Source organism: Bradyrhizobium ontarionense, assembly GCF_021088345.1.
Lineage (GTDB): Bacteria > Pseudomonadota > Alphaproteobacteria > Rhizobiales > Xanthobacteraceae > Bradyrhizobium > Bradyrhizobium ontarionense.
Genome location: NZ_CP088156.1, coordinates 4,189,195 through 4,202,594 on the forward strand (window position 1 = coordinate 4,189,195; position 13,400 = coordinate 4,202,594).

General features: G+C 65.0%; 7 protein-coding genes, 1 tRNA gene and 1 pseudogene. 2 read left to right on the top strand and 7 right to left on the bottom strand.

Translation table 11 applies throughout. The features are described 5' to 3' along the window. From LQG66_RS18580 to LQG66_RS18600, 5 genes and pseudogenes are all read right to left on the bottom strand, one after another. Positions 1-4,014, bottom strand: a complete 4,014-nt coding sequence (locus LQG66_RS18580) for an AMP-binding protein (RefSeq protein ID WP_231327619.1) — start codon at positions 4,012-4,014, stop codon at positions 1-3. Between the two features lie 118 nt (positions 4,015-4,132). Next, positions 4,133-4,333, bottom strand: coding sequence for an MbtH family protein (locus tag LQG66_RS18585; RefSeq protein ID WP_231327620.1), 201 nt, complete (start codon positions 4,331-4,333; stop codon positions 4,133-4,135). A 1,623-nt stretch (positions 4,334-5,956) separates the two neighbouring features. Then, a tRNA-His gene (locus LQG66_RS18590) sits at positions 5,957-6,033 on the bottom strand. Positions 6,034-6,278: 245 nt separating this feature from the next. Next, entirely contained in the window at positions 6,279-6,713 is a 435-nt protein-coding gene (locus tag LQG66_RS18595; RefSeq protein ID WP_231327621.1) for a phasin, read from the bottom strand. A 248-nt stretch (positions 6,714-6,961) separates the two neighbouring features. Continuing rightward, positions 6,962-7,336, bottom strand: a pseudogene (locus LQG66_RS18600) (phasin); the annotation flags it as partial. A 341-nt stretch (positions 7,337-7,677) separates the two neighbouring features. Between LQG66_RS18600 and LQG66_RS18605 the strand changes: the two are divergent. Then, positions 7,678-11,106: a PAS domain-containing sensor histidine kinase gene (locus LQG66_RS18605; protein ID WP_231327622.1), complete on the top strand. Its 3,429-nt coding sequence runs from the start codon at positions 7,678-7,680 to the stop codon at positions 11,104-11,106. Here the strand turns inward: LQG66_RS18605 and LQG66_RS18610 are convergent. Further along, a complete protein-coding gene (locus LQG66_RS18610) occupies positions 11,091-12,302 on the bottom strand; it encodes an NnrS family protein (protein ID WP_231327846.1) in 1,212 nt (403 codons plus the stop codon). The two genes, LQG66_RS18605 and LQG66_RS18610, sit on opposite strands and share 16 nt — an antisense overlap. A gap of 165 nt (positions 12,303-12,467) precedes the next feature. On the opposite strand from LQG66_RS18610, the gene LQG66_RS18615 reads away from it, so the two are divergent. Then, positions 12,468-13,187 (top strand): Crp/Fnr family transcriptional regulator, encoded by a 720-nt coding sequence (locus LQG66_RS18615; protein WP_231327623.1) that lies wholly within the window; start codon positions 12,468-12,470, stop codon positions 13,185-13,187. Here the strand turns inward: LQG66_RS18615 and LQG66_RS18620 are convergent, their stop codons facing one another. Continuing rightward, on the bottom strand, positions 13,188-13,379 hold the full coding sequence (locus LQG66_RS18620; protein WP_231327624.1) for a DUF1858 domain-containing protein: 192 nt from the start codon (positions 13,377-13,379) through the stop codon (positions 13,188-13,190). Positions 13,380-13,400 lie beyond the last annotated feature (21 nt).

The window sequence follows — 13,400 nt, forward strand, 5'->3', positions numbered from 1 at the left end:
TCAATCGGCTTTGGGAAACTGGGCCAGCAGCGAAGTCAGTTCGTCGGGGCTAAGCTGATCGACCTGGGCCAGAAGGGCGATGTCGCTCTCGATCGGCGCGCGCCCGTCAATCTTCAACGCAGGGGAATCACCGAAGCGAATGTGCGGGCGCGCATCACCGTTGCGGGACAGCAGGCCAGCGAGATGATTCGCCATCTCGCCAAGCCTCGGGGTGTCCCATATCAGCGTGGGCGGCAATTCCAGGCCGAGCCATTCTTCCAATGCATTGATCAGCATGACGGCCCTGACCGAATCCATCCCGAAATCGCCGAAGCGATCCGCGGGCGCGATCCCCGCGGCTGGAATTTCAAAGGCCTGAGCCATCCAATTGGCCAGCCATGCGTTGATCTCGCGAATCCTGTCGGCGTTGGCGCCGCCCTCCGCAGCGATGCCGTGCGCGGCCTGCGGCTGCGGATCCGCACCTGCATCATGCCGCCGGCCAGGCGATGTTGGCGCGTCGCGCGATGCGTCGGACTCGATGCGGTGAGCTGCCGTCTGCGCGGCGTGCCGCCCGATCAGGACGTCGCGGTCGGACTGCTCGCCCGGCATGCTCTGCTCGATGTCGCCGATGGTCTCGACATAGCCAGCGACCAGCCGCTCGGCCTCCGCGGCGTCGAGCAGCGCCACTTCGGCCGGACTGGTGCCGAGCGCGCGCGCAAGCCGCTGATCGAAGCGCAGACGCGCCCAATCCTCGGCGCGACGCAACAGCGGACCAGGCGCAAGCCTGCTGCGGGATCTGACGCAGGCAAGCAGGATACCGAGGGTTCCGACGTCACCCGTCAGATGATAGGCCCAGTTCATCGCCGCCGACTGATCCGCAAAACGGCTTCCCGGTGCCTTGCACCGCTCGACAATCCGGCCGGCGGCGACTTCGATCTCCGCGGCCAGCGTCGGCTGCTGCAGCTCGTCCCCGATCAGCTGGCGCAGCTCCCTGGGATTGTGAACCAGGCGAGAGCCGATATGCATGATCATCGCTTCGGTCGGCCCCTCGAAGATCCGAAGTATTCGCGTATCGCGCAGGATCTGCGGCGCCAGATTGGTCTCGATGTAACCGCGGCCGGCAAGCTGCTGGACGAGATGATCGGCGGCACGCCATGCATATTCAGGTCCCGCGACCTTGCAGGCACAGAACAGCTCGGCCGGCACCGGCAGATTGTCGTCGAGCCTGTTGGCGACAAGGCCGATCAGCGCGTCGAGCGCGGTTGCGGCTGCAGTCAGGTCGCTGATCCGCGTCATCGTCACCGGATTCGCGCTCAGCTTGCCGGTGACGATGGAGCGGCGGCCAGCGTGCCGTACCATCAGCTGCAGACAGCGCTTGATGACGCCGACGCTCATGGCCGCGACGCTGAACCTGCCGAATTCCATGGTGTCCATGGCGCAAATCATGCCGTCGCCGAGTCCGCCAAGCATGTCGTCGGCCGAGACCCGCACGCCTTCCAGCCTGACTTCATTCTGGACCATGCCGCGCAGGCCCATGGTCAAGGCCTCGGGTCCCATGCGCAGGCCGGCGCTACCCTGCCGGACCATGAAGCCGGTGATGCCCTGGCCTCGACCTGGCTCGCCGCCCTCGACCCTGACGAAGGTGTTGATGACGCCGGACCATGCGGCCGAACCACTCCAGATCTTGGTGCCCCAGAGATGCCAGCCGTCCTGGCCGTCAGGCCGACCCTGCGCGCGGATGCCGCGCACGTTCGATCCGGCCTCCGGCTCGGTCATCGCGAAAGCCGCAAGCTGCCGGCCGGTGGCGAGACCGGGCAGCAGCTCTTCGCGCTGCCTGGCATTACCGTAACGCTGGATCGGCCGGATACCCAGGCAGTTGTTGACGGCGACGAATGAAGCAAGCGTGAGATCGATCGCGGCCAGCTGCTCGAGTATCAGCGCGAACTGACGATTGTTCAGCGCCAGCCCGCCATAGCGTTTGGGGACCTGCAGGCCGAGCACGCCGTGATTGCCAAGGTCCAGCACGACATGTGGCGCGATGGAACGGCGTTCATCCATGAGACGGGAATTGATCCGCTCGTCAGCATAGTTGCGCAGCCAGTTGGTCAATTCCCTGACCTGGTCGGTGCCGCGATCCCCATGGCCGAGATCGTCGCGAACGCTGGAATCAGATTTAAGGAGGCCGCGGTCTTTGACGACAAGCATTGGCTCCCCCTGATGAGACGAATCCGTAAAGGCCTCGATGGAGTTCACCGCGAGCGTGACGGCATCGGCCGTGCCGGAAGCCGTCAGGGCTTCCCGCAGCTTCGTCGTTGTCCATTTGGTCAGGTTCGGCAGCGTTCCATCGAGAAATGCCTGCCGGCAGGCGCTGCGTTTTTTCTTGCCGCTATGCGTCCTTGGCAGCCCGCGCGGCCGCAGCAGCAGCACCGCCGCGACTTCGATCCCATAGCCCTCGAACACCGCCCGCAGGATCGACCGCACCACGCGATCGCTTTCGAGTTCGCGCATCGCCTGCCGCTGGATTTCGTGCACGATCACCAGCCGCGTCTCGCCGCCGATGTCGATCGCGACGGCGGCGCCGCCGCCCGGCTGCAGCGCCGGATCGCTGGCCTCAATCGTAGCTTCGATGTCCTCTGCGCTGTGGTTGGCGCCGCGAACGACGATCAGGTCATCCATCCTGCCGAGCACGAAAAGCTCGCCGTCGTCCATCGCACCGAGATCGCCGGTGCGCAGGAAGGGGCCGTCATGCGTGCCCGCCAGGGTCGCGGCGAATTTCTGCGCGGACGCCTCGGGGCGTTGCCAATAACCCGACGCCACGCCCGGTCCGGCAAGCCAGATCTCCCCGATCTGGCCCGGACCGCAACGAACGCGCGAGGCCGGATCGGCGATCACGATTTGCGTTCTGGAATTCGCGCGACCGGAGCCGACGAACAGCCTGCTGCGCTGCTCTCCGCCCGCCACCTCGAACAGACCTTCCGCGAGACGGTCCGTCCTGATCGCGCGAATCTCGGGGGGACGACCGGGACCGCAAGCCGTCGCCACCAGCGTCGCCTCGGCCAGCCCGTAGCCCGGACACATCGCATCGGCCGAGAAGCCATAGGGCTCGAAGCGGCGAATGAACGCCTCGATCGTATCGGCTCGCACGGGCTCGGCGCCATTGATCGCGACCCGCCAGCTTGTCAGATCCAGCCCTTCGAGCTGATCCGGCGGAATCGCCAGGCAGTTCTGATAGCCGAAATTGGGCGCCGCGCTGTGGGTGATCCGATGCCGCGAAATCGCCTGCAGCCAAAGCAGTGGCCGCTGCGCGAACATGGCCGGCGGCATCGCGAATGCCGTGCAGCCGGCGTAGATCGGTTGGATGCAGCCGAAGATCAGGCCGAGATCGTGAAAATGCGGCAGCCATGACAGGATCCGGCTGTCCGGCTCGACCGCGAAGTGGCCACGAAAATCGGCCGAGTTCGCCATGATGTGCCGGTGGCAGATGACCACGCCTTTCGGGGCAGCCGTCGAGCCCGACGTGTATTGCAGGTATGCGACATCGTCGCTGCCGCTGGCGGGATCTTTCCAGTCGTCTGCGCACGCGAGATCGATATCCGCTGCGATCAGCCATCGCACCGCATTGAGTTCACGCGCGAGAAGCGGTTGCAGCTCGGCCGTCGTCAGCCCGATCGCGGCGCCGGAATCGACGACGATGTTCTTCAGATATTCGATCGATTGCCTGGCGCTGGGATAGCGGGTCGGTATCGCGACGACGCCCGCATAGAGGCAACCGAAAAAGCCGGCGAGAAATTCGGGTCCTGCCGGAAATACGACGAGCGCGGTCCGCCGAGGCCGATGCGCTTCATCGGCAATGATTTCTTCGTCGGCTCCGGCCTGCTGCAGTTGGACGGCGATCGCGCAGGCCTCGCGGTCAAGGCGCTCGTAGGAAACATGTCTGTCACCACGGCCACCACCGATGAACGTGCAGACGTTCCGTTCCGGGTTGGCGGCGGCCGCCGCCCGGAGCATCGAGACTATGGTGATCCCGTCACGCAAGTGAGGACACCCCCCGCGCCATCGGCGCAATGAAATTCGTGGCGGATTTCTCCACCGTGGCGATCGCTGGAAATGCGTTCTTTCACCGATGCAAAGTGACCGCGACCCTGCGGCGGAGTCACCTGCCAATGCTTAGGGGACGCATGTCGCGCCAGACTTCGGCAATGTAGTTAAGGCAATCGTCCCGGTAACCCGACTTGCCGGCCTCACGCCAACCTGTCGGAGGTTTCTGCTCGACGGGCCAGATCGAGTATTGCTCTTCCTCATTCACAACGACTTTCAAGAGCCCGTCCTGCCAATCCGACTGTGCTTTGGCCATTTCAACTTGTCCGCCCGGAATTCGCGCTCCCCGAGAATAATTTAAAGTCTCTATCGAAACTTGAATCAAGTCAACTTTAAGATGTAATTTTTGCCGACGCATTGAAGTCTTGTCCGCCGGAGTGACAGAGATCCGCCAGCGTACCTCCCGTCCGTATCGGGGCCGCATGCTTCCTCATTTCCGGGACGCGCGTGGCGCATTGCGTTGCGGGACACAGCGCGCCGGATTCAACAAACCTCCGATCGGGTTTTCGTTTGCCGATCGATCGGCGTGTTATTGTTCGAGACAGATGCAAAGATCTATCGGTGAGTTCGCGCCGGCCGACGCACGCATGGGCTGCGGCGACGGCCTTCATCAGACAGAGCCGAGATCGCCCAGCACCGACGCACGACGGCGTCAAACGTCGTTACACCGATCGACAGCGAGATCAGCGGCAACCGAAGGCAAGCCTCGATGGCAGACGCCCGCACCGAAAGGCGCCGTGGCTGGCCGCTCGCGCGACCGATCAGACATTTAAACGGCTGCGACAGCTGAGCTCGAATGCCTCGCCTGCGGCGAAGCCGGACGCCGGTCGGCACGACACTGCTCCACGCGGCGTGGGACAAGCCGGCTGATCCGACGCGGTGGGAGCTGGGGAATTGGCAGGTGGAGGACGGCGCGCTTGGACTCTAAACCCACAGGCTCCAGGGACTCTTTCAAGCGCGGGCCAGCCTGGAAATTCGCGTGGCGGAGAGAGTGTCCGCGCCCGCGAATGTAATTGCCAATCCATTTCGAATGCTTAGCCGCGCCTGGGCGCCAGCTGCCCATTGGGCCACGCCCATCCGAACGCGCCGGCTTGAAAGGACCAGCACTTGCAGCCTGCGGCGGCGTGTCATTGTAGAAAAGCGCCCCGGCGCCAACTTGCTTCACCACAGCAAGCAAGTCTTGGGCGATGAGGTGCTCGTGAAGAGGCACGACGCGCGCCTTTCGTGTCTTCACCGTGCCCGCCTCAGGCGTAAGCCGCATCACATACAAGCCGTCTCGGGCTTCTATGTCGCTGGCCCCGAGCTGCGTAATCTCACTTGGCCGCGCACCCCGAGTAGGCACATAGCCAAGCCACCCACCGGCGCGCCCTATGGGTCGGGGTGGTCGGCTTAGCGTAGCCAGGCTGGCATTCAGGACCATCCGCACTTCGGCATCCGTGAACGACCTTCCCTCCTCTCGTGTCTCGACCTTCCGGGGCACGTCCGCCTTGATCTCGGCGAATGGGTTCTGACGGAGGCGCTTGTGCTCTTTGGCCCACTCAAACACACGCCTCGATGCCGAGAGCCAGATTTCACGGACCGTGAGCGCGCTTCTACGAGTTTCAACCTCGGCCAACCCTTCGCCGTGCTTAGTCTGGGCGACCGCCTTGGGTGTCCCGGCCGAGATGCGGAGCTGCGCTTCCCAACGAACGCCGTACAGCCCGCGTACTCGTCCCGCACGTCCTCCGGAATGCCCCTACGAGCTACCCGATCACCATTCTTCGCGGTAATTAGTCCGACCATCCGCAACGCCATTTGTACCCCTTTTTGAATTTTAGGGCGCGCAAATACGTCAGGTCTATCAGCAAGTTACTGGAGAGGCGGGAGTTTTCCACTGCTGTGGTACAGTTGGGTGGGCTCGAACCACCGACCTCCTGTTCCACAGACAGGCGCTCTAACCAACTGAGCTACAACTGCATTCGCCATCGGGTCGCGCCCGCGGAGGGGCAACCGAACGGGCCGGAAACTAGGTGCAACGCGCGGCTTTGGCAAGGCCGAGAACGGATAAAGTCTCCCCCCATGCCGCCGTTTTTTGGCGTCGATTCAGTTTTGGCGCCACGCCAAAATCACCGGGCCCGGACGCAACGCGCCCGGGCCCGGAACGAAGATCTGGCCTATGGCCGGCGCCCGGTCGTGCCGGGCGCCCGGCGAATTGCCGAACGTCAGGCCGCCGGCTTGAACAGCTTGGAGGCGCTCTCCTTGATCGGCTCGACCGTCTCGGCCGCCACCTTCTGACCGAGCTCGCTGAGCTCCTTGGCCTGAGCCGTGAACGTCTCGAACTGCTTGCGGGTAAAGCCGGTCCACAGCTCCATCGCCTCGGATGGCGACTTGATGCCGAACAACTCCTGGGCGAAGTCCAGCGAGGCCGTCGTATTGGCCTTCATGAACTCCATGACCTTGGACGAGTACGCGCCAGTGCCCTTGCTGGCGTTGGCGAAGAAGGCCTCGACGGCCGAATTGTGGGTCTCCGCAGCATCCTTGAACTTCGCATAGTTCTCACGGGCCTGCGACACGCCCTTCTCGGCGAACGCGCGCACCTGCTCGGGAACCTCGAACGGAATGACGGAAGCAGAGAACGGATCGGTGGCATTGGTCATGGCATGCATCCTTCTAAAAGACTGAAATTGGACCGTCCCGGCAACGGGACCATTCACTTCGGATCACGCAGAGGAACCGCCCCTGGGAGGTAACAACAACCTCACGTAGAGCTATATCGTGTCAATTTTGTGCAATGCAACGAAAATCCCGAAATCAGGAACTCTTTTGTCGCACGGTCGCTTCAGCCGCAGACATGCACAACCACAGTTCGACACACCCGTTCTCCGCTTCGCCATGAGCGCAGGACCTTCGGTTTGGCCGCCTCAACGGCCGCCTTGCTGATGGCTTGGCCCATTTCGCTCGCCTGTTCGGCCAGCGATCGCATTTGCCCCTGGACGAATTCGCTGTGCAGCCGGAGCACGTCCGGCAGGTCCTTGGCGTGGACCAGTGACTGGGCGTAGACCAGGGACGACTGCACGTTCTTCTCGGCATAGGAGAGGACCTTCGCGCCGATATCCTTGGCCCCGGCCCGCACGGTCGCGCCGCGCTCATCGAGCGACCCGGCCGTGGCCTCCGCTCCGGCCAGGAACTTCTCGAAGGCTTGGCGGGCCTGGTCGAAGCCGGCCTCGGCCGCGGCTCGCATGTCCTTCGGAATCTCGAAACGGCGCCCGTCGTCAGTCATGGTTCCATCCTTCCGATGTTCGGATCGGCCACGGTCGCTGCCAAATGCCCCGGTTCGGCCATGCCGCCACCGTCCATGCCGCAGGGCCGTTCGACGGCCCGCGGTTGCCATCGTGACCGCAGGCGCCGGAATTGCAACGTGCAACACCCCGGCTTGGCGCCCCTGATTTTGCGTCCAAAGGGTGCACGGGGAACACATTAAGGTTATCCAAGCTTTAGCAGGACTAGCGCGCTGACCGGCCGTGGACCTCTGCCCTCAAAACGCGCGATAGTAACGAATTCTTAACGCAGCCAGTCCGGCCACCGATCAACGTCACCGAAAGCCGTTCACCGTCGCCGCCCATGAACCACGCCGATCTCGAATTGCAGGCCCTGAGCGACCCGCGGCTGGCCGTCCACGCCGCGGGAAGCCTGTCGGCTTGGCTATGGTCGGCCGATGGCACTCGCGTGCTGTGGACCAATGCGATCGGTGCACGTGCGTTCGGTGCAGCCAGTGCTTCGGCGCTGATCGAAAAGACGTTCGGCCCCGCCGATCAACATCGCCGCCAGATTGCTCAACTGGCGCGACGGCTCCCCGAGAACGGCACCATCCGGCTCGAACGCCTGCGCGGCTTCGGCGCGCCGCTCGGCACGCTCGCGACCTGCGGCTGCGCCACGATGGATCTGCCTGACGGCACGCGCGCCGTTCTGATCACCAGCACCGACACCGGGGGACGCAGCTTTCCTCTGACGGAACGTCTGAAGCGGCTGGCAGACAATAGTACGACCGCACTGATCGCATTCACGCAGGACGGCCAATTCGCCGGCGTCAGCGCGGCCGGCCGTCGTCTGTTCGGCATGCGCGACCTCAGCAAACCGTTGTTCGCGGATGCCCGCAACGCGGCGCTCGCCGATGGTGTTGCAGAGGTCCAGTTCGGCGCCGAGCGCGCAACGCTTTACCGTATCGGCACCGCCAACCAGATCGGGCTGGTCGCGGTCCTGCTGCCCGCGCCGCCCGAAGAGATAGAAGAGATAGAGGCGGCGAGCTCAGTGCTGACGCCTGACGCAGATGCCGCGGCCAATGCCGCCCCGGCACCAGCCCCCACGGATATTGCCCCCGAGGACGCGACCGAGACTCCGCCTCCCCCTTCGATGGATGCAATGACTGAACGCCACACCAACTACGAAGCACCCGCGCTCTCGAACGAAGCGCCGGCCGAATTCCTGCTGATCGACGACGTGGCCGAAGCCGACCTGTTCGAACCGCTCGCGCCGGAGTCGCCGACGATGACGTACGTGAATGCCTCAGACCAACCTCCGGCGCAGACCTCGCACGGCCACGCGGAGCCCCAGGACAGCGCCGATGTCACGGACGCGGTGCAGTCAGCCGGCGACCGCCGCCACCCGCTTCGGTTCACATGGACCATGGACGTCATGGGGCGCTTCTCGCTTGGCTCCGACGAGTTCATCCGGCTGATCGGCAAGCGGACGGCAGCGCATCAGGGCCGGCCGTGGCACGAGCTTGCGGCATCGCTGGGCCTTGATCCGAACGGACAGGTCGGCGCGGCCATCGAGACCCGGGAGACCTGGAGCGGCCTCATCGTCAACTGGCCTACCGATGGCTGCGAGCAGCTTGCCGTCGAGCTGTCGGGCCTGCCGGTGTTCGCCGAAGACGAGACCTATACGGGCTATCGCGGGTTCGGCGTCTGCCGCGACCTCGAGGCGCTCGAGCGGCTGGAGAGATTGCCCGGCGCCGAGTCCGCCGATACAGGCGCGACTGATCGTTCGATTGCCGGCGGACAGAGTGATCATCGTGCCGAATCCGGCGATGCCCCGGACGCAGCTGCGCCGTCCCGGCAGGACAACCAGGACAACGTCGCCGAGTTTGCGCTCGACGCTGCCGATGCGGCGGTTGCGCCGCAGACCGACGGCAGCGGCGTCGAGGCCGCTGGGAACGTCGTGCCGTTCAGGCCGCCGGGCGAAGCCAAACATCCGGCGCTCACGCCCGTGGAGAACAATGCGTTCCACGAACTCGCGCGGCAGCTGTCGGCCCGGCTCGAAGGCGAAATGCGCAGTTCGCCGGCGGACGCCTCCGGCGCAACGCCCGAACCGGGTTCGCGCTTCAACGAGCCCTCGCCCTCACAACAACAAGACCGGCAGGCCATGGACGCGACCTTTGAGCACGCGGGCAGCCTGCAGACCGAATGGCTCGGGCCTGAAGAAGCACCCGCGCAGGGCGACAGCCACCGCGATCGCATCCTGCTCGACCTGCTGCCGACGGGCATGCTGATCTACCGGCTCGACCGGCTGCTCTATGGCAATCCGGCCTTCTTCAAGCAGCTGGGCTATACCGACCTCGCGGCGCTGGAGCAGGCCGGTGGCCTCGATGCGCTCTATGTCGAGCCCGGCGTGTCGTCGTCGAGCAAGTCCGAGGGCGGCACGCCCGTGACGATCTCGGCGGCCGACGGCTCCTCCAGCGAGGAGGTCAAGGCCGAAGCGCGCCTGTTCACGATTACCTGGGACGGTGACACCGCACATGCGCTGATCTTTGCGCCCGCGCCCGGCCCGGCCGTGGCGATCCCCACGGCCGCGGAAACCACACCGACGCCGGCTGCCGCGGCACCAGCCATACCCCCGCCGCTCGTCGTTGCCCCACCTGCCGCCGGTCATGCCGACGCCGAAGACCTCGCCGCGATCCTCGACGTCACCGCCGAGGGCATCCTGATGTTCGATGCCGGCGGCAACATCCACGCCTGCAATCGCAGCGCTGAGGCGCTGTTCGGCTTTGATGGCGCGGCGCTGGTGCGTCGGAATCTGATCGAGCTGTTTGCGCCGGAGAGCGCCCGCCTCGTGCTGGACTACCTGGACAGTGTGCAGCAGGCCGGCGCATCCAGCGTGCTGGATCAGGGTCACGAGGTGCTCGGCAAGGTCGCCCAGGGCGGCGTCATCCCGGTGTCGATGACGATCGGCCGGACCAGGACCGACGGTCCGAACTTCTTTGCCGTCTTCCGCGACCTCTCACAGCTCCACCGCGGCGAAAGCGAATTGCTGCAGGCGCGGCGCGTCGCCGATCGGGCAGCCAACGCCAAGGCCGACATGCTGGCGCGGATCAGCCACGAGGTACGCGCGCCGCTCAACGCAATCATCGGCTTCGCCGAGGTCATGATCGGCGAACGTTTCGGCACGCTCGGCAATACGCGCTACGCCGAATACATGAACGACATTCGTACTTCCGGCGAACGCGTGGTGTCCCTGATCGACGATCTGCTCGAACTGTCGCGCATCGAGACGGGAAAACTCGAGCTCGCCTTCACCAGCCAGAATCTCAACGAGCTGGTCGAGAATTGCGTCGCCGTCATGCAGCCGCAGGCCAACCGCGCCCGCATCATCATCCGCACCTCGCTGTCACAGACGCTGCCGCCGGTCGTGGCCGACGCCCGTGCGCTGCGCCAGATCGCCATGAACTTGATGTCGGCCTCGATCTCGCTCGCCAATCCCGGCGGGCAGGTCATCGTTTCGACCGCGATGTCGGACTTCGGTGAGGTCGTGCTGCGCGTGCGCGATACCGGCCATGGGCTGAACGACCAGGAGGTGGCCGCAGCGCTCGAACCGTTCCGCACGCCAGCCGCTGCCGAGCACATATCGGACGGATCGGGTCTCAGCCTGTCGCTCACGAAAGCCCTCGTCGAAGCCAACCGTGCGCAGTTCCACATCAAGGCAGCACCCAAGTCCGGCACGTTGATCGAGGTGGTCTTCTCGCGGGCGGTGGCGCGCAATCAGAGCACCGGCTGAACCGATCCGGCGGAGCGAACCGCGAGCGCGCGAAGCTTGAGACCGAGCAGCAACGGACCGAAGGCCAGCGCGAAGCCTGAGAACGCTATGATCCAGGCGAATGCGGCGACGTGCAGCAGCGCCTCGGCATGCGCCGGCACCAGCACCGCGCAGACCCGCGTAACCGCGGCAACCACGATCGCCAGATAGATCGCTTGGGTAGCCGGCGAGGCGGTCAGCGGCTGGCCGGTATGGCCGAGCGTGGCGCGCGTCATCACGGCGAGTGTCGTGATGCCGGCAGCACCGGCCATCCAGGCATGCAGCCCGGCGCTCGGCACGACCCATCCGAAGCTCGCCGCCGCATTGATGAGGAAACCCAGCGGCAAGAAGGCGTAGCCGACATGCAGGATGACCAGCAGACGTTCGCGCACGGTGCGATCGCCGGCCCAGCGCGCAAGTCGCGCCGCATGCATCACGCCTGCCGCCGCCAGCCCGAGCCCGGTTGCCGCACTTTCCGGCGCAACGATCCAGCCGAGCAGGCAGAGCGCACTGAACAGCACGACGGCCATATCGAAGCGGCCGAACGGCGCCGGTAGCCGGCCGGGATTGTGCTTCACCAGCCAGTTGCGCGTGAAGCTCGGAATGATGCGGCCGCCGATCAACGCCAACAGCAGCACGATCAACGCAACTCCTATGCGGATCGCATAATCGGCCGACCCGCGCAGATGAGCCTCGACATGAAACGCGACGTTGCCGGCGCACAACACGCCGACGATCATGACCACGGGCAGATTGCGCCAATTCCGTCCCGCAACGATCTCGCGCGCGGCGGCCAGAACGACCAGCAGCAGAAAGCTCGCATCGATCAGGAGCGCGACCCACCACGGGCCCAGCGCGGACAGCGTCACGGCCATACGTCCAGCGAGCCAAACGACCACGAGGGTCAGCAGCGGCAGGCCGCGGATCGGCAGGCGTCCGGTCCAGTTCGGAATGGCCGTGAACAGGAAGCCGGTGACGATGGCCGGCAGGTAGCCGTAGAGCATTTCGTGCACGTGCCAGTCGCGGGGCGCAAAGGCCGAGCTCAGCTTCAGCTCACCGTAAAAGACCGGCAGCCAGACCAGGATCGACAGCGCGGCCTGAATCGCGCCGAGCAGAAAAAGCGGCCGGAACCCGTTGGCGAGAATGGTCCGGCCTTGATAGTCGCGCGGAATGGCCATGTGCGTGCTCGCCCTGTTGACGACGGGAACGGCGCCGATCATGACGCCCAGCTCATCGTCTAGCTGGGCACGGGCGGCAAAGGATTGCGCCAGCACAAACTTCCGATCGATGGCGGAGATGTGCTATTGAGTTCCCCGATTGGAGCGCCTGCCGCGGAGAACATCATGGCTTCCATCGACCGCTCGCTGGTCGCGCATCTGTCACTGTTTGCCGGGCTCTCCGCCGAGGATCTGACAGACGTGCTCCGCGAAGCCCGCTCCATTCGCGTTCCCCGCAACGGATCGGTGTTCGAGCAGGGCGGCGATGCCACATCCTTCTTCCTGCTGCTGCATGGCCACGTCCGCGCCAGCAAGACGACGCCGACCGGCGACCAGATCGTGGTGCGCTATGTGGTGCCGGGCGACACCTTCGGTGTCGCGCCCGCCATCGGCCTCCAGCACTATCCGGCGACGGCCACGGCCGTCGACGATAGCATCGTGCTGGCCTGGCCTTCGGCCGCATGGCCGCGTCTCGTCGCGAAGTTCCCCTCGTTGGCCGCGAATACTTTGCAGACCGTCGGCCAGCGGCTGCAGGAAACTCATGCGCGCGTGATCGAGATGTCGACCCAGCAGGTCGAGCAGCGCATCGCGCACGCGCTGCTGCGGCTCGCCAATCAGGCCGGCCGCAAGCTCGATCATGGAGTCCAGATCGACTTCCCGATCAGCCGTCAGGACATCGCGCAGATGACCGGCACCACGCTGCACACCGTGAGCCGCATCCTTTCCGCCTGGGAGCAGCTCGGCCTGGTCGAAAGCGGTCGCCAGAAGATCGTGCTGCGCGAGCCGCACAAGATCGTGTTGCTGGCAGAGCAGAGCTCGGGCGACACGATGCCATCTCGATCCTGATCACGTGCAGGCGGACAGGGCCGAGAGGAACGCGTCGGGATCGACGCCATGCTCGCGGCAGGCGTCCGCGACATTGTGAAAGCAGGCGATCGGACAGCCGACGCAGCGCATATGGAACGCCAGGAAGACATGGATCGTCTCCGGCCTTCGCGTCATGACGTCGTCGACCAGTTCATCGAATGAGATTGCCATGCGCGCCTCCATCCTGAAGCG

Excerpts from the sequence above, each read along its gene's own strand:
- LQG66_RS18595 (WP_231327621.1), bottom strand. The coding sequence starts at position 6,713 with ATGACCAATGCCACCGATCCGTTCTCTGCTTCCGTCATTCCGTTCGAG.
- LQG66_RS18585 (WP_231327620.1), bottom strand. The coding sequence starts at position 4,333 with ATGGCCAAAGCACAGTCGGATTGGCAGGACGGGCTCTTGAAAGTCGTT.
- LQG66_RS18620 (WP_231327624.1), bottom strand. The coding sequence starts at position 13,379 with ATGGCAATCTCATTCGATGAACTGGTCGACGACGTCATGACGCGAAGG.
- LQG66_RS18605 (WP_231327622.1), top strand. The coding sequence starts at position 7,678 with ATGAACCACGCCGATCTCGAATTGCAGGCCCTGAGCGACCCGCGGCTG.
- LQG66_RS18615 (WP_231327623.1), top strand. The coding sequence starts at position 12,468 with ATGGCTTCCATCGACCGCTCGCTGGTCGCGCATCTGTCACTGTTTGCC.
- LQG66_RS18610 (WP_231327846.1), bottom strand. The coding sequence starts at position 12,302 with ATGGCCATTCCGCGCGACTATCAAGGCCGGACCATTCTCGCCAACGGG.